Genomic DNA, 15,966 nt, shown 5'->3' on the forward strand with positions numbered 1-15,966 from the left:
CCAGCAGGGAGGAAACGACTCCAGCGCGTCTGCTCCTCGCGTGGGTCAGCGCGGGGTCGGTGGGCCGAAGACGAGGATCAGCTCGGCGGGGGCGTCCGACTCGTTGGCGACTCCGTGGTGGCTGCCGGCCGGGGCGTAGAGGGCGTCGCCCGCGCGCAGCACGGCGCTCTCGCCGTCGACGGTCATCACGACCTCGCCGAGCACGACCACGTAGAGCTCGTCGGAGCTCTCGGGCGAGCAGCTGCCGGCGTCGCCCGCGAGGTGCACGTGCTCGCCCTCGGAGGTGCCCGGCTCGAGGTGGAAGCGCATCACCGAGCTCGGCAGTGCGGTCGTGGCGCGGAAGTAGTACTCCAGATCGAGCACGCCCGAGCCGCCGTAGAGCGGGCGGTGGCGCGCATCCTCGCCGGATCTCTGGATCTGCACGGGTCCCCCTCCTCGGTCGCGGCGGCGGACCGCGCACGTGCTTCCAGGATGGCGGGCGCGGGCGCCGCAGCGCGACCTCTCACTCCCCCTGCCGCCCCGTGAGCAGAACGTTACGGACCGGCAACGGCCGCGAAATCGGCCGGAGTCTGCGCCGGTGATGCACTGAGGCCACTCGCTCCACTTCACCCCCTCCCCCCGGAATGGATCACGATGCCCGACCTCTTCTCCCCGTACACGCTCAAGGGCGTGACCCTCCGCAACCGCATCGCGATGTCGCCGATGACGATGTACCGCTCGACCGACGGCAAGCTGGACGACTTCCACCTGATGTATCTCGGTGCCCGTGCGGCCGGCGGGTTCGGCCTCGTCTTCCCCGAGCAGATCGCGATCACGCCCGACGGACGCACCACAGTGCACTGCGCCGGCCTCTACGACGACGACCAGATCGAGGGCCACAAGCGCGTGGTCGACATGATCACGTCGATGGGCGGCGTCGCCGCGATCCAGCTCGGCCACACCGGCCGCAAGGGCAGCCTCGTCACCCCGTGGGAGGGCGGCTCCATGCTCCCGCCCGAGCACGAGGCCGGCTGGCAGACCCGCGCGCCCTCCGCGATCGCCTACGGCGGCGACATGCCCTACGTGCCGCGCGCGCTGACCGTCGACGAGATCGCGCAGCTGATGCAGGACTACGCCGACACCGCCGCGCGCGCCGTCGAGGCCGGCTACGAGTGGGTCGAGATGCACTTCGCGCACGGCTACCTCGGCAGCGAGTTCTTCTCGCCGCTCGCCAACCAGCGCACGGACGCCTACGGCGGCAGCCTCGAGAACCGCACCCGGTTCCACCTCGAGGCCCTCGACGCGGTGCGCGCGGTGCTCCCCGAGCGCATCCCCCTGACGATGCGGCTCGGCGTCGACGACCTGCACCCGGGCGGCGCGACCGTCGACGAGTCGATCACGGCGATCGGCTGGATGAAGGAGCACGGACTCGACCTCGCCGACGTGAGCATCGGCTTCAACACCGACGCCATGCAGGGCGACATCCCGATCGGCAAGCTGGGCGGCATGGTCGGCACGGCCACCCGGATCCGCGAGGAGGTGGGCATCCCGGTCGCCGCCAGCTGGAACCTCGGGCAGCCCGAGATCGCCAACCGGGTGATCGAGGAGGACCTGCTCGATCTGGTCTACCTCGGCCGCCCCGCGCTGGCCAACGCGCACTGGCCGGTCTACGCGGCCCGCGCCCTCGGCTACGAGGACCCGTTCAGCCTCGTCCCCGAGGACTGGGCGTGGTGGCTCCGCAACCTGCGGGGCGCCTCCGAGGCGATCGGCTGGCCGGCCGCCGCCCCCACGCGGCTCGGCGCACCCGCCGTGACCGCGGCGGCGCCCGTCGTGCGGCAGTCGCACGAGGTCGTCGAGCTCGAGCCGGCGGTGGAGGAGGAGCGCGAGGTCGCGTGACGGCGCGCGGGAGGGGGACGCTCCTCCTCCCGCGCCCTCAGCCCAGAAGGGGCGCCGCGACCGGCGGGGTCACTCCGAAGGCCGACACGTCCTCGGTCGTCGCGCCGTCGAGGGCGAGCTCGGCGAGCACGCGGCCGATGGTCGGCGTGAACTTGAAGGCGTGCCCTGCGCCGAGTCCGACCAGGATGTCGGGGTGCTCGTCGAGCGGGCCGAGGACGAAGCGGCGGTCCGGCGTCAGCGCGTACTGGCAGGTGACGGTGCGCAGCACCTCGCCTGCGGTGGGCACCACGGCGCCGACGAAGCCGGTCAGCTCCTCCAGCAGCTCGGCCGAGGGGACGAAGGTGCGCTCGCGCGGCGCCATCAGGTTGTCGGAGACGTCGCGCGCCGCCTTGATCGTCGGCTCGCCGTAGGTCGGGAAGCCGTAGAAGCAGTGCTCGTCCTCCCAGATCCAGACCGGGAAGCGCTCGCGATCGAAGGTGCTCGGCTCGGCCGGCGCGAAGTAGCTGACCTGCTCCTGCATCGTGACGAGCGGGATCTCGGCGCCGAGCGGCGCGAGCAGCTCGTTCGTCCAGGCGTCCGCGGCGAGGATCACCTTGCCCGCGAGCACGTCGCCGCCCGCGGTGCGCAGGACGACCCCGTCCCCGCCGGGGAGCAGCGCCTCGACCGGCGTGCGGTCGCGGATCACGGCGCCGTGCTGCCGGGCCCGCAGCTGCAGCACGGCGACCGTGCGGGCGGCGTGCACGATGCCGGAGTCGGCCGTGTAGACGGTCTGCGTGCCCTCGGGCAGCGAGAACTGCGGCCAGCGCGAAGTGACCTCGGCCGGCGTGAGCAGCTCGAACGGGACTCCGCTCTCGGTGAGGCTCGACCGGAACGCCTCGGCGGAGTAGGGGCTGCCGGCCGGGAAGAAGACCAGCCCGCCGGTGATCGTGACGAGCGACTCGCCCGACTCCGCCTCGAGGTCGGCCCAGTCGAGGTACGCCGACTGCGCGAGCCGGACGTACTCGGGGGCGCCGTAGGAAGTGCGCAGGATGCGCGAGGTGTCGTGCGAGGCGCCGCGCACGTGGCCGAGCTCGAACTGCTCGAACGCGACGACCCGGGCGCCGCGGCGGGCCAGGTGGTAGGCGGCGGCGCTGCCGAGAGCGCCCATTCCGACGACGGCGACGTCGAACTTCTCCATGCTGATGCTTCGCTTCCGTGGATCGGTGAGGGCCGCCGGGATCGACGGCCCGGGTGACAGGGTCAGAGGACCTTGGACAGGAACGCGCGGGTGCGCTCGTGCTGCGGGTCGGCGAGGATCCGCTCGGGCGGCCCCGACTCGACGACGACGCCGCCGTCCATGAAGGTCACCGTGTCGGCGACCTCGCGGGCGAAGCCGATCTCGTGGGTGACGACGATCATCGTCATGCCCTCGGCGGCGAGGTCGCGCATCACGTCGAGCACCTCGCCGACCAGCTCGGGGTCGAGCGCGGAGGTCGGCTCGTCGAAGAGCATCAGGCGGGGTCGCATCGCGAGGGCCCGGGCGATGGCGACCCGCTGCTGCTGACCGCCGGAGAGCGAGCGCGGGTACGCGTCCGCCTTGGCGCCGAGGCCGACCCGGTCGAGCAGCACGCGGGCGCGGGCCGTGGCGTCCGACACCTTCTCGCGGCGGACCAGGACGGGCGCCTCGATCAGGTTCTCCAGCACGGTGAGGTGCGGGAAGAGGTTGAACTGCTGGAAGACCATGCCGATCTCACTGCGCCGCGTCGCGATCTCGGCGTCGCGCAGCTCGTGCAGACGGCCGTTGTGGCGGCGGTAGCCGACCAGCTCGCCGGCGACGCTGATCGTGCCCGCGTCGATCTTCTCGAGGTGGTTGATGCAGCGGAGGAAGGTGCTCTTGCCCGAGCCGGACGGGCCGAGCAGGCAGGTCACGTCGCCCGGCGCGACGGTCAGGTCGATGCCGCGGATGACGAGGTTGCCGCCGTACTGCTTGTGCACTCCGGTCGCCTGGACCATGGGCGCGGTCACAGCGCTCCCTCCCCTCGGGCGGCGGGCCGCGGCCTCGCGCTCGCGAGCAGCGCCCCGAACGGGGTCGGGCCCTGGACGATCCGGTCGCCGCGGGAGAAGCGCCGCTCGATCATCCGCTGACCCGCGCTGAGGACCGTGGTGACGAGCAGGTACCAGAGGCTGACGGTGATGAGCAGCGGGATCACCTCGAAGTTGCGGGAGTAGATGGTCTGGGCGGCGAAGAGGATGTCCGGGATCGCGATCACGCTCACCAGAGACGTCGTCTTCAGCATCGAGATCGTCTGGTTGCCGGTCGGCGGGATGATCACCCGCATCGCCTGCGGCAGGACGATCCGGCGGAAGACCTGGGCCTTGCGCAGCCCGAGCGCCTCGGCGGCGTCGACCTGGCCGGGGTCGACCGAGAGCAGGCCCGCGCGGACGATCTCGGACATGTAGGCGCCCTCGTTGAGCCCGAGGCCCAGGATCGCGGCGAGGAACGGGCTGATCAGCACGTTGGTGTCGGCGCTGGCGAAGGTGGGGCCGAACGGGACGCCCAGGCTGAGCTCGGGGTAGAGCGCGGCGAGGTTGAACCAGAAGATCAGCTGCACCAGGAGCGGCGTGCCGCGGAAGAAGGCGACGAACGCGCCCGCGGCCGTGGCGACCACGAGCGTCTGCGACTGCCGGCCGACGGCCATCAGGACGCCGATGACGATGCCGACGAGCATCGCGATCACGGTGAGCAGGAGCGTGGTGCCGAGTCCGCGGAGGATACGCCCGTCGAGGAAGTAGCCGAAGACGCTGCCCCACTCGAAGTTGGGATTGGTCGCGACCGAGTGGGCGAGCAGCGCCGCCAGCACGAGGATCACGACGGTCGCCGCCCGCCGGCCCCAGTGCCGGACGGGGACCACGGTCTCGGGCGGCGCGGTGGTCGTCGCGCGCTGCTCCACGGCGGTCATCCGCTGATCTGGGCCGGGTCGGTGTAGAGCTCGGCCTGCTCGACCGCTCCGACCTCGACGCCGAAGCGCTCGAGGTTCTCCTCGTAGTCGCCCGTCGTCATCAGGTGCTCGAGGGCGGCCTGGAAGGCGGGGGCCAGCTCGGAGCCGTCCGGGAAGGCGATGCCCCAGGGGCTCGGCTCGAAGTTGACGTCGAGCGCCTCGAGCGCGCCGTCGGACTGCTCGGCCTGGAAGACGGCCGGCGGGACGGCGCTGACCGTCGCGTCGACGCGGCCGGAGCTCAGGGCGAGCACGGCGTCGGCCGCGGTCGGGAAGGTCGAGATCTCGATCGCCGGCTCGCCCGCCTCGGTGCAGACGGCGTCCCATTTCGGCAGCGTGATGTCGTTCTCGGTCGAGCCCTTGAGCACGCCGACGGACTGGCCGCAGAGCGTGTCGATCGTGAGGTCGAGCGGGTTGCCGCCCTCGACCAGCAGCGTGGTGCCGCCGAGGAAGTCGCTGACGAAGTCGACGGTCTCGAGCCGCTCGGCGGTGACGCCTAAGGCGGCCGCTGCGGCGTCGATCTTGTTCGAGGCCAGCGAGGGGAAGAGCGCGTCGAACTTGATGTCCTCGAAGACGACGTCGAGGCCGAGCACCTCGCCGATCAGGCGCATCTCCTCGGGCTGCGAGCCCGAGAGCGTCGTGCCGTCGTCCGCGAGGTCGAGCAGCGGCGGATAGCCGGGGCCGCTCGCGATGCGGATCTCGCCGGCGGCCGCGATGTCCTCGGGCACCAGGTCGGCGATGCTCTGCTCGAAGAGGGCGCTCGGCTCCGCGTCGGTCGTGGCGGCGGCGTCGGCCGAGCAGCCGGCGAGGAGGGCCGCGGAGGCGAGCACCGCCGTGACGACGGCGGCCCGGCGGGCGGGGTGCGGCGTGGAGCGGAGCGCCGTGCGACTCGCGGGGCGGGGGACGGTCGGGTTCATGGGACTCCTAGGGCTGTGGGAAGCGTTCGTGGAGCAGGTGACGGCGCGCCGCCGTCGCGCTCGGCGGGCCGTCGTGATCGCCGCCGGGCGAGTGCGATCACTGTAGGAACGGCGGGTTCCGGCGCTGTTACAGTGCGTGCTGGCGGCGATTCGGGCGCCACGGGATTGACGGTTCTGCAGAGGGGCGGCTCGTGAGCGGACGCGTGGCGACGGGCCTGCGGGTGGTGCGGCTGCTCGGCGAGCGGCCGGATCCGACGGCGCCGCTCGGGGTCGGCGCTCTCGCCGCCGAGCTCGGCGCGCCGCTCAGCTCGGTGTCGCGGCTGTGCGCGGAGCTGGAGCGGACGGGGCTGATCGAGCGCGGCGGCGACTACGGCAGCTACCGCCTGGGCGCGGTCGCCGTGCGGCTCTCGGGGCGGGCCGCGGCGCCGGTCGCTCGGTCGCTCCGCTTCGCTCTCACGCTCGCCGCGCAGCAGACCGGCGAGACCGTCGTGCTGGCGGCCGGGGCGCCCGGGGCGATGCGGGTGATCGGCAGCGTGCTCTCGTCGTGGACGCTGCACTCCCCCGCCGCGGTCGGCGAGCGGATCGACGACGCGGGGAGCGCGATCGCGCGCGCGGCGGATCCGCTGGCCCTCGGCGACGACACGGTCGTGGAGACGACCGAGGGGCTGCCTGTGGAGATCGCGACGCCGCTGCTGACGCCCGGCGGCGAGTGCGCCGCGGTGCTGGCGGTGCGGCTGCCGGCGGTCCGGCTGCGCGAGAACGGGCCGCGGATCCGGCGAGCGCTGACCGTCGCGCGGCGGAGCATCGAGGCGGGGCTGGGCGGGTCGCGGGAGGCTCATGCGCGGCACGACACGGCGGACGGCGACGACGCGCCGGTCTCCATCACCCCTTCCGCCGGCGGCTCCGCCCTCCACGCCGTGCTGCCGCTCCTGCAGCACCTCGCCGACGGGCCGGACACCGCCGCCGGCGCCGCGCGGGCGGCGGGCCTCCGCCGCGACCGCACCGGCCGGCTGCTCGAGGCGTGCGTCACGGCGGGTGTGGTCGAGCGCGGCGGTGACGGGGAGCTCCGGATCGCCTGGGTCGTGCACGGCTGGTTCCGGGCGGCGGCCGCTCCGCTGATCGTGTCGCGCGGCGGGCCGCTGGTCGCCGAGGCGGCGCGGAGTCTGCGCGCCTGCGCGTTCGTGACCGTGCTCGCGGGGATGCGCAGTCTCACCCTGGTCGAGGAGCTCGCTGTGCTGGACCGGAGCCTGGCCGGCGACGGCCTCGCGATGATCCCCTGGCTCGGCCGCGCCCACCCGATCGTCGGCTCGGACGGCGGCCCCACGATGCTGATGGACCTCGAGCCGGATGAGCTGACGCAGCTTTTCCCGGCCCGGCACACCCCGCGGGACCTGGCCCGGTTCCTCCGCCGGATGCAGACCGTCCGCCGCGACGGCGTCCTCTCGATGCAGGCCTACGACGACGCCGGAATGGTCTCGATCTCGGCCCCGATCCGCGACGCGAGCGGCGCCGTCGTCGCGGCGGCCTGCCTCGTCGGGATGACCGACGACGTCACCGCGCGCTCCCGGGAGCTCGAGCGCGCAGCGATCCGGCTGGCGGAGGCGGTATCGGCGGTCCTGCGCTGACGGTGTCCGCGTGCGCGCGTGCACAACTGAGGCTGGAAGCCCCGTGAAGCACGATTTCTCGACCGATCGCGCCTTCCAGCCTCAGTTGTGCACGCACTGGCAGCGGCGCGAGCACCTCGTCTCGTACGACGCGGTTGCGCGTGAACACGGAGAAGCGGGGCGGGAGGACGCCGAAGCCCCCTCCCGCCCCGCATCGGCGATGTCAGTCGGCCATCGAGATGTCGTTGAACTCGATCCACCAGCTCTTGGGCTGCTCGAAGCCCTGCACCCGCGCCGACATCGCGCGGGGAGCGGTGTCGTTGACCACGAACAGCCACGCGGCGTCCTCGGTCACGAGGTGCCCGACCTGGGTGAGCAGCGCCGCGCGCTCGGCGTCGTCCGTCGTCCCGAGCGCCTGCTGGTACAGAGCATCGGCGTCCGGGTTGCAGTAGCCGAAGAAGTTGCCGTCGCAGCCGAACCAGAAGCCGTTCCAGCTGGAGGGCTGCTCGAGGCTGAACGCCTGGTTGGCGGCCTGCCAGCCGGTGTCGCCCTCGCCGAGCTGTCCGTACATCCCTGCGAAGTCGACCGGCTCGAGCGTCACGCCGATGCCGACCTCGGCGAGCTGCGCCTGCAGCGCCTCGTTCATCGCCTTCGCCTGCATCGATCCGGAGCCGGAGGTGATGTAGCCGACCGTCACATCGACGCCGTCGGGATAGCCGGCCTCGGCCAGCAGCGACTTCGCCTTCTCCGGGTCGTACGAGTAGAGGTCGTCGGCCTCGTCGTAGTAGAGGCTGGCGGGCGCGAACATCTGATACGCGGGCGACGCCGTGCCATGCAGCAGGTCCTCGGCGATCGACTCGCGGTCGATCGCGTAGTTCATCGCCTGACGGACACGGATGTCATCGAACGGCTCCTCCTCCGGGAAGAGTTGCCACGACCACTCCCAGTCGAAGGCGTTGCCGGTGGTCACGTAGCCGTCGGACTCGAGACTCGCGAAGTCGTCGGGCTGCGCAGCTTCGATCCAGTCGACGCGTCCCGAGCGCAGGGCGGCGGTGCGTGCGGCGGGGTCGGGGATGAGCTCGACCGTGAGCCGGTCGAGCTTCGGGACCTCACCCCAGTAGTCGTCATTGCGGACGAAAGAGATCGACTGGTTCTCGGCGAGCGAGTCGAAGACGAACGGACCCGTGCCGACCGGGTTCTTCGCCTGACCGGCCGCGCCCGACTCCTCGAGACTCGAGGGGCTCGCGAAGTAGACGTTGTAGAGGTCGGCGAGGAAGAACGCGAACGGCTGGTTCAGCGTGAAGGCGACGCTCATGTCGTCGACCTTCTCGACCGAGTCGACGAAGTTCAGCACGGTGTAGTACGTGATCAGGACGGGGTCGTAGTTCGGGTCGGACTCGTCGGTGTAGCGGTCGATGTTCGCGATCAGCGCGTCGGCGTTCCAGTCGGTGCCGTCGTGGAAGGTCACCCCGTCCTGCAGCGCGAAGGTGTAGGTGAGTCCGTCCTCCGAGATGTCCCAGGAGGCGGCGAGCGCCGGGGCGACGCCGGCGGGGGCATCGGGGTCGGAGACGTCGCGCTTGGTCAGCCCCTCGTAGACGAGGTTGCCGATCAGGCGTTGGCCCTCGTAGCCGGCCGTGGTGATGGCGCCGGTGTCCAGACTGGGGAAGGCCGCCATCTGCGAGGCGACGATCAGCTCCTGCTCGTCGTTCGCGCTCGCGTCCGAGCCGGAGCAGCCGGCGAGAGCGAGTGCGGACGCGGCGAGCAGGGCGACGAGCGCGAGCGGGCGGCGTCGGGTCCGAGTGGTGCGGTCCATGGGACTCCTCAGTTGTGGTGGTCGGGGTGGGGTCGGGGTCAGGGGAGGCGGACGGGGTGACGCGCGGCGAGCAGCTCCCGCGTGTAGGGGTCGCGCGGGTCGGCGAGCACGTCGCGGGTGGGGCCAGCCTCGACCGTGCGCCCCCGGTTCAGCACGAGGATGTCGTCGCTCATGTGCTCGACGACGGCCAGGTCGTGGCTGATGAAGAAGAGCGCGACGCCGAGCTCGGCCTGCAGCTGGGCGAAGGTGTTGAGCACCTGCGCCTGCACGGACTTGTCCAGGGCGCTGACCGCCTCGTCGGCGACGAGCACCTCCGGTTCGCCGACGATGGCCCGCGCGATCGCGATCCGCTGCGCCTGCCCGCCGGAGAGCTCGTGCGGGTAGGCGTGCAGGTAGTCGGCGGGAAGGGAGACCCGCGCGAGCAGATCCGCCGACCGGCCGGCCCAGGTGCTCCGGGGCAGGCCGTGCGCCGCCATCTGGAACGCGAGCGTCTGCCGCACGGTCATGCTCGGGTTGAGCGCGTGCCGGGGGTCCTGCGGCACCAGCTGGATGCGGCGCCGCGCCGCGCGCAGTGCCCGGCGGTCCAGGCCGAGAAGGTCGCTGGATCCGAGGTGCACGGTACCGGCGTCCGGCGCCATCAGCCTCATCACGATGCGGCCGAGGGTGGACTTGCCGCTGCCGGACTCGCCGACGACGCCGAGCGTCCGCCCCTTCTCGAGCCGGAATGAGACGCCGTCCAGAGCGGTGAAGGCCCCGAAGCGCTTCACGATGCCGTCTGCAGCGAGAACGCTCACAGTGCTCCTCCGTTCGATGCGGCCACCGCGTGGCCGGGGGCGATGTCGACGAGGGGTCCCCAGTCGCGGCGGTGGCGGATCTCGTCCGGCACGACGGCGAGGCCCCCGCGCGCCACCCCGGTCGACGGCTCGGCCGCCAGCAGAGCCTGCGTGTAGGCGTGGGCCGGCGCGCCGAGCACTTGCGCTGCGAAGCCGAGCTCGACGATCCGGCCGCCGAGCATCACGGCGACGCGATCCTCGGGCTGCGAGGCGATGAGCGCCGCGATCCCCACGTCGTGCGTGATGAAGAGAATCGCGGTCCCCAGCCGGGTGCGCAGGCCGTCGAGCAGGCGGACGACGCCGACGCCGACCGACGCGTCCAGCGCGCTCGACGGCTCGTCGGCGACGATCAGCTCGGGGTCGCAGCAGATCGCGATGGCGATGGCGATCCGCTGGCGCATCCCGCCGGAGACCTCGTGCGGGTAGGCGCGCAGCACGCGCTCGGGGTCGGTGATGCTGACGAGCTCCAGCAGCTCGACGGCCCGGAGCCGGGCCGCCGCCGCGTCGGAGACCGCGCGATGTTGAAGCAGAGTCTCGGTGATCTGCCCGCCGATGCGCCGCATCGGGTCGAGGGAGCTGTTCGGGTCCTGCGGCACGACGCCGATGCGGTCGCCGTGCAGCGCGCGCAGCGAAGACCGCGACGCGTGCAGCAGGTCCACTCCGTCGAAGAGCGCCGACCCGCTCACGCGAGCAGACCGCGGGGCCATGCCGGTGATCGTCCGGGCGAAGACGGTCTTGCCGCTGCCCGACTCGCCGAGCAGAACAGTGACCTGCGAGCGCTCGAGACCCAGCCCGATGGAGTCGACGACCGTCGCCCGGCCGCGCGCGGCGGGGAAGGAGACCGAGACACCGGTCGCGTCGAGAACGAGGGGCACGGTCGAAGGAAGGCTCCCGCCGATCGCCATTGCGCTGCCGATGGTCACGAGTCGGTCCTCCGTCCGCTGAGGGCGTCGCGCAGCCCGTCCCCGACGAGCGGGAAGAGCATCGAGAGCGCCAGGATCACGACGACGGGCGCCACCGCGAGCGCCGGGTCGGTGTAGATGGCCGCCTGCATCTCCTGCAGGATCGAGCCGAGCTCCGGCGTCGGCGAGGGAACGCCGAGTCCGAGGAAGCCGAGCCCGCCGGCGATCGCGATGTTCGCGCCGACGAGCGAGGTCGAATAGGCCAGCACCGCGGGGAGCACGACCGGCACGATCTGCCGGAGCAGGATCGCCGCGGGGCCGGCGCCGCTGGCACGGGCGGAGAGGACGAAGTCGAGGTCCCGGATCCGCGAGACCTCGGTCTCGGCGATCCGGGCCACCGGCGCGATCCAGACCAGGGTCAGGGCGAGAACCAGCGTTCCGAGCCCGATCCCGAGCGTGATCGCCAGCAGGAGCGAGAGCAGCACGCCGGGGAACGCGAACAGGATGTCGACGCCGCGCATCAGCACCGTGTTGACGACCTTGCCGCCGAGACCTGCCAGCGTGCCGATCGCCAGCCCGATCAGCGTGGCGATCAGGATCGGCAGCACGCCCGCCAGCAGTGAGGTGCGTGTGCCGTAGACGAGGCGGCTGAGCAGGTCGCGACCCTGCGAGTCGGTGCCGAGGACATGGCCGTCCGAGAAGAACGGCAGCAGTCGGTCCGAGAGTGAGCCCGAGAGCGGGTCCGCGAACGGCAGGAGCGGCGCGGCCACCACGATCACGGCGAGGAGAGCGAGGACCCCGAGGGCGATCTGCGAGCGCAGCGGCAGGCGGTGCAGCAGCGAGCGGTGCCGGAAGCGGACGGGTGCGGCGGCGGCCACGGGGACGCCCGGCGCACCGGTGTCGCGCGTGGCGGTCATGCGCGGGCCACCCGGATGCGCGGGTCGATCAAGGCGTTCACCACGTCGGCGACCAGGAGGACGAGCACGAAGACGATCGCGACGACGAGCGAGATCGACTGGACAAGCGTGTAGTCGCGCAGCCCGACCGACTGGACGACGAGCACGCCGATACCGGGGAGGCTGAAGATGTTCTCGACGAACAGCGCGCCGCCGAGCATCGAGCCGACCTGGATTCCCAGCACCGTGATCATCGGCGGGAGCGCGTTGTGGTGCGCATGCACGGCGATCCGCGTCGGCGAGAGCCCGCGGGCCCGCAGCGACGGCAGGAGGTCGGTCGCTTGCAGGGTGGACAGCGAGGTCTTCAGGGATCGGGCCATCTGGGCTCCTGGGGCGAGAGCCAGCGCGGTCGCCGGCAGAGCGAGGTGGAGGAGGACGTCGACGGGGCCGCCGTCTCCGCGGGTGCTGAGTCCGCCGGCGGGGAAGACGGGGGCGAGCACGGCGAGGAAGAGCAGCAGGAGGAGCGCGACGGTGTACTGCGGGGCGGACAAGAAGAACGCCTCGACGCCGTCGACGACCCGCCGGACGATGCGCGACGACGAGGTCGCCAGGTTGCCCATCACCAGGGCGATCACGACCGCGAGGAGGCTCGCGACTCCGCCCAGCAGCAGCGTCGTCCCGAGCGCGGGTCCGAGGATGTCCTCGACGGGGCGGCCCTGGCTGTAGGAGTAGCCGAGCTCGCCACGGACCAGCTGCCCGAGCCAGAGGAGGAACTGCACGGGGACCGGCTGGTCCAGACCCATGACGGCGCGCAGCTCCTGCCGCTCCTCCGGGCTGCTGTCCGTCCCGAGGATTGTCAGAGCGGGGTCGCCCGGGATCGCGCGGACCGCGAAGAAGACGACGGCGGCGACGAAGAGCGCCGTGATCGCCGTGAGCAGGAGGCGGGCGCCGATGAACCGCACCAACCTGCCATGTCGGGTTTTGTACTCCATAATTGGAATGCTATCCAGACTACTGTTTCGGAGGTGTTTCCGACCGGTAACGACGATGACCTGTTCCGCAAGGGCATCCGGCGGTCGCGATCGCAGCCCGCTACTCAGAATCCGTAGTCCGATATCGGATTAACCTGGATCGATGGTCGCTGACGACCAGCCCTCTCTAAGGAGGCCTCATGGCTCTACGACACGCGATCCTCGCGGCGCTCTCCCGCGGCGTGCCCCGCACCGGATACGAGCTGAACACCAGCTTCAACGACGACGCGGACCGCGCGTGGCACGCGAGTCCCTCGCAGGTCTACTCCGAGCTCACCAAGCTCGAAGGCAAGGGTCTGATCGAGATCAGCGAGCGCACCGAGCGGGGCCGCACGAGCTACGCGATCACCGAGGCCGGGCTGGCCGAGCTGCGCCGCTGGCTGATTCACGACGAGCCGGACCACAGCATCCGCGACGACGCGATGCTCCGGCTCGTCACCCTGTGGGTGCTCGACGACACCACGGCTGGCTACCTGATCGACGCGGAGGTCTCCCACCAGCGCAAGCGCCAGCTCAGCCTGTCCCACCTGCTCGAGACGTGGGATGGCGTCCGGGAGGACACCCGGGTCTGGCGGAACCGGCGGGCGCTCTACAGCCTGTGGCTGGCACAGACCGAGCTGACGCTCGCCTGGCTCGACGGGCTGCGCGACGTCCTCGGCACGGATGAGCCGGTCCCGGACCTCCTCGAGCGCCACTGGCCGGCGCACGTGCCGACCGACAAGGTCTGACTCCGCCGGCGAGGGCTCGACGCACCTGGGCGACTCCCGGCCGCCGAGCCCTCCGACTCGGCGCGCCCTAGCCCGCGACGGGCTGGTCGACCGGGACGTCCTCCGGGCGCCCGTAGTGCGGCGTCGTGAGGTGCCGCTCCCACGGCGCGTCCGAAGCGAGCAGCTCCCGCCACGGCGCGACCTCCGCGTAGAGCACGCGCAGCGCGTCGAGGCCGTTGACGTGCAAGGCGCGGCCGTCTGTCGAGACAGCGTCCTCCGGCACGGCGACGTCGTAGTTCTTCATCAGCGCCGTCCGCGAGGTGGTCTCGACGCAGACGTTGGTCTGCAGCCCGGCGACCACGAGCCGCTGCGCGCCGAGGTTGCGCAGGATGTTGTCGAGCTCGGTCCCGAAGAACGCGTCCCAGCGCAGCTTCTCGATGACGATGTCGCCGTCCTGCGGCGCGACGGCATCGAGGATCTCGGACGCCCAGCCCTCCGGCCGCGTGTCCACCGCCGCCGAGGCGTCGGGCAGCGTGGCGAGCAGCCTCCGCATGCTGGGGGTCATGTCCGCGCCATCGGGCCGACTGACCTGCCGCGTGTAGATCACGGGGATCCCCTGAGCCCGGGCCTCGGCGAGGAGCGCAGCGCACTCGCCGACCACCCGGTCGAACTCCCAGATCGGCGGCCAGCCGTAGAGGTCGCGCCGGTCCTGCTCCAGGTACATGTTCTGCATGTCGACCATGACGACGGCCGTTCGTGTGCTCATCTGTCCTCCTCGGGGATACTCTGTCTTTGTACTCCAATAGTGGTCTACAGTACTGGTGTTACAGCTTCATTTCGGTCGGAGGACGAGTGTCACATCCCGCGCAGATCTCGCTGGCGCCCCGCCGCCGCTGGGCCACCTTCGGCGTCCTCGCCGCGACCGCCGCCCTGACGATCCTCGACGTGTCGAAGGTCGGTGTCGCGCTCCCCGCCATCCAGGAGTCGACCGGGGGATCGGGCAGCACGATCCAGATCATGCTCGTCGGCTACACGATCGCCTACGCGGCGTTCCTTCTTCCCGCCGGCCGGATCGGCGACGTCCTGCCGCGATCCGCCGTCTTCCTCGTCGGCGGGCTCGCCTTCGTCGGCGCGAGTGTCGTCTGTGCACTGGCCCCCGACATCAGCTGGCTCGTCGCCGGCCGCATCGCCCAGGGAGCCGGCGCCGGCATCCTGATGCCGCAGGTACTCGGCCTCATCCAGCGACTGTTCCCCGCCGAGGAGCGCACCCGGCCGCTCGCGACCCTCGCGGCGATCCTCTCGGCGACCTCGCTCTTCGGCCCGGTGCTCGCCGGCGTCGTGATGCAGCTCGTCGGCACCGCCGAGTCCTGGCGGGCTCTCTTCTGGATCAACGTCGTCGTCGGCGCGGTCGTGCTCCCCCTCGCGGTGATCCTGGTCCGCGATCCCGGCGGAGAGCGGCGCTCCGGATTCGACGGAGTCGGCGTCGCCCTGCTCGTACCGGCGGTCGTCCTGACGATCGCGCCCCTGAGCGCCGTCTCCGCTGACAGCCCGCTCTCGCTGTGGACGGTCGGCTTCGTCGCGATCGGCGTCGGCCTCGCCACTCTCTTCGTGCTGCACATCCGCCGGCGCGCGGCGTCCGGGCGGCAGGCGCTCGTCGATCCCCGCCTGTTCCGCTCCGCGCACCTGGCGCCCGGTGTCGTCGTCTCGGGGCTCCTGCACGCCGCGGGCACGGCCGGGACGCTGATCATCACCATCGGCCTGCAGCAGCTCGCAGGTCTGACGCCGCTCGAGACGGCGCTCTGGATGCTGCCCGCCGCCCTTGCCGCACTGGCCGGCTCCTGGATCGCCGCGCGGCTCCCTTTCGACGCGGGCTACCGCGCGATCGTGCGCGGCGCAGGTCTCGGCTCGCTCGGCCTCACCCTCGTCGCGATCGCGTTCGGTCTCGCTCCCACCGCCGCATTGCCCCTCGCGGTCTGCGCGGTGCTGATGGTCAACACCTTCGGAGCGGCTGTGGCCGCACCTGCCAACCAGGCCCGCGTCCTCATCGACGTCCCGGACTACCGCTCGAGCGTCGCGGGCTCGATGATCCAGTTCGCGCAGCGCGTCGGCTCGGCGATCGGCATGGCGATCGCGCTGATGCTCTACTACGGCCTCGGCGACACCGAGACCCCGGCCGGCCGGCCGACACTCGGAGCGACCCTCGCCGTGCTGGTCACCGGAGCGTTCCTGCTCGCCGCCGCGCTGATCGCCCGCGCGGATCGTCCTCGACTCTCGCGCACGCCCGGTTCGACAGCACCGCATCCTGCGATGCCCGTCGGAGCCGCCGTCGATCCGCCAGAGGACGCCCCTCGTCCGGCACTCCCGTCGCCCTCCCCGTCGCGCCGCTAGGCCCCGGCGATCTGCAACGCCGAGG

At 71.9% G+C, this 15,966-nt stretch carries 15 protein-coding genes; 4 read left to right on the forward strand and 11 right to left on the reverse strand.

From position 1 onward, the window contains the following. Positions 1-45: 45 nt before the first annotated feature. Positions 46-423, reverse strand: coding sequence for a cupin domain-containing protein (locus MT353_RS08835; protein ID WP_243624179.1), 378 nt, complete (start codon positions 421-423; stop codon positions 46-48). Positions 424-633: 210 nt separating this feature from the next. Between MT353_RS08835 and MT353_RS08840 the strand changes: the two genes are divergently transcribed. Then, positions 634-1,875: an NADH:flavin oxidoreductase/NADH oxidase gene (locus MT353_RS08840; RefSeq protein WP_127887754.1), complete on the forward strand. Its 1,242-nt coding sequence runs from the start codon at positions 634-636 to the stop codon at positions 1,873-1,875. Positions 1,876-1,912: 37 nt separating this feature from the next. On the opposite strand, the gene solA is transcribed toward MT353_RS08840, so the two are convergent. The 4 genes from solA to MT353_RS08860 all read right to left on the reverse strand — a co-directional run bounded on the left by solA (position 1,913) and on the right by MT353_RS08860 (position 5,767). Further along, on the reverse strand, positions 1,913-3,052 hold the full coding sequence (solA, locus tag MT353_RS08845; RefSeq protein ID WP_243624180.1) for an N-methyl-L-tryptophan oxidase: 1,140 nt from the start codon (positions 3,050-3,052) through the stop codon (positions 1,913-1,915). A gap of 62 nt (positions 3,053-3,114) precedes the next feature. Then, entirely contained in the window at positions 3,115-3,879 is a 765-nt protein-coding gene (locus MT353_RS08850; protein ID WP_308197514.1) for an amino acid ABC transporter ATP-binding protein, read from the reverse strand. Then, entirely contained in the window at positions 3,876-4,814 is a 939-nt protein-coding gene (locus MT353_RS08855) for an amino acid ABC transporter permease (RefSeq protein ID WP_243588050.1), read from the reverse strand. Before MT353_RS08855 ends, MT353_RS08850 begins: the two co-directional genes overlap by 4 nt. Continuing rightward, positions 4,811-5,767: an ABC transporter substrate-binding protein gene (locus MT353_RS08860; protein WP_243624181.1), complete on the reverse strand. Its 957-nt coding sequence runs from the start codon at positions 5,765-5,767 to the stop codon at positions 4,811-4,813. Before MT353_RS08860 ends, MT353_RS08855 begins: the two co-directional genes overlap by 4 nt. Before the next feature lie 191 nt (positions 5,768-5,958). On the opposite strand from MT353_RS08860, the gene MT353_RS08865 reads away from it, so the two are divergent. Further along, positions 5,959-7,392, forward strand: coding sequence for a helix-turn-helix domain-containing protein (locus tag MT353_RS08865; RefSeq protein ID WP_243624182.1), 1,434 nt, complete (start codon positions 5,959-5,961; stop codon positions 7,390-7,392). 202 nt (positions 7,393-7,594) lie between these two features. On the opposite strand, the gene MT353_RS08870 is transcribed toward MT353_RS08865, so the two are convergent. The 5 genes from MT353_RS08870 to MT353_RS08890 are packed head-to-tail and all read right to left on the reverse strand — an operon-like array spanning position 7,595 to position 12,807. Next, positions 7,595-9,184: an ABC transporter substrate-binding protein gene (locus MT353_RS08870; protein ID WP_243624183.1), complete on the reverse strand. Its 1,590-nt coding sequence runs from the start codon at positions 9,182-9,184 to the stop codon at positions 7,595-7,597. Positions 9,185-9,222: 38 nt separating this feature from the next. After that, a complete protein-coding gene (locus MT353_RS08875) occupies positions 9,223-9,978 on the reverse strand; it encodes an ABC transporter ATP-binding protein (protein WP_243624184.1) in 756 nt (251 codons plus the stop codon). Next, positions 9,975-10,940: an ABC transporter ATP-binding protein gene (locus MT353_RS08880; protein WP_243624185.1), complete on the reverse strand. Its 966-nt coding sequence runs from the start codon at positions 10,938-10,940 to the stop codon at positions 9,975-9,977. Before MT353_RS08880 ends, MT353_RS08875 begins: the two co-directional genes overlap by 4 nt. Further along, positions 10,937-11,836: an ABC transporter permease gene (locus tag MT353_RS08885; RefSeq protein WP_243624186.1), complete on the reverse strand. Its 900-nt coding sequence runs from the start codon at positions 11,834-11,836 to the stop codon at positions 10,937-10,939. Before MT353_RS08885 ends, MT353_RS08880 begins: the two co-directional genes overlap by 4 nt. Beyond that, positions 11,833-12,807: an ABC transporter permease gene (locus MT353_RS08890; protein WP_243624187.1), complete on the reverse strand. Its 975-nt coding sequence runs from the start codon at positions 12,805-12,807 to the stop codon at positions 11,833-11,835. The genes MT353_RS08885 and MT353_RS08890 overlap by 4 nt, the downstream gene beginning before the upstream one ends. A gap of 179 nt (positions 12,808-12,986) precedes the next feature. Here MT353_RS08890 and MT353_RS08895 point away from each other — a divergent pair, with 179 nt between their 5' ends. Continuing rightward, the gene (locus MT353_RS08895; protein ID WP_243624188.1) at positions 12,987-13,574 is read left to right on the forward strand and encodes a PadR family transcriptional regulator; all 588 of its coding nucleotides are present in this window, start codon (positions 12,987-12,989) and stop codon (positions 13,572-13,574) included. 67 nt (positions 13,575-13,641) lie between these two features. Here MT353_RS08895 and MT353_RS08900 read toward each other — a convergent pair whose 3' ends face one another. Next, complete coding sequence (locus tag MT353_RS08900; protein ID WP_243624189.1) at positions 13,642-14,319, reverse strand: cysteine hydrolase family protein; 678 nt, start codon at positions 14,317-14,319, stop codon at positions 13,642-13,644. Between the two features lie 86 nt (positions 14,320-14,405). Here MT353_RS08900 and MT353_RS08905 point away from each other — a divergent pair, with 86 nt between their 5' ends. Next, a complete protein-coding gene (locus tag MT353_RS08905) occupies positions 14,406-15,941 on the forward strand; it encodes an MFS transporter (RefSeq protein ID WP_243624190.1) in 1,536 nt (511 codons plus the stop codon). The last annotated feature ends 25 nt before the right edge of the window (positions 15,942-15,966 follow it).

It is taken from the genome of Rathayibacter sp. VKM Ac-2927 (genome assembly GCF_022815525.1).
GTDB classification, from domain to species: Bacteria; Actinomycetota; Actinomycetes; order Actinomycetales; family Microbacteriaceae; genus Rathayibacter; species Rathayibacter festucae.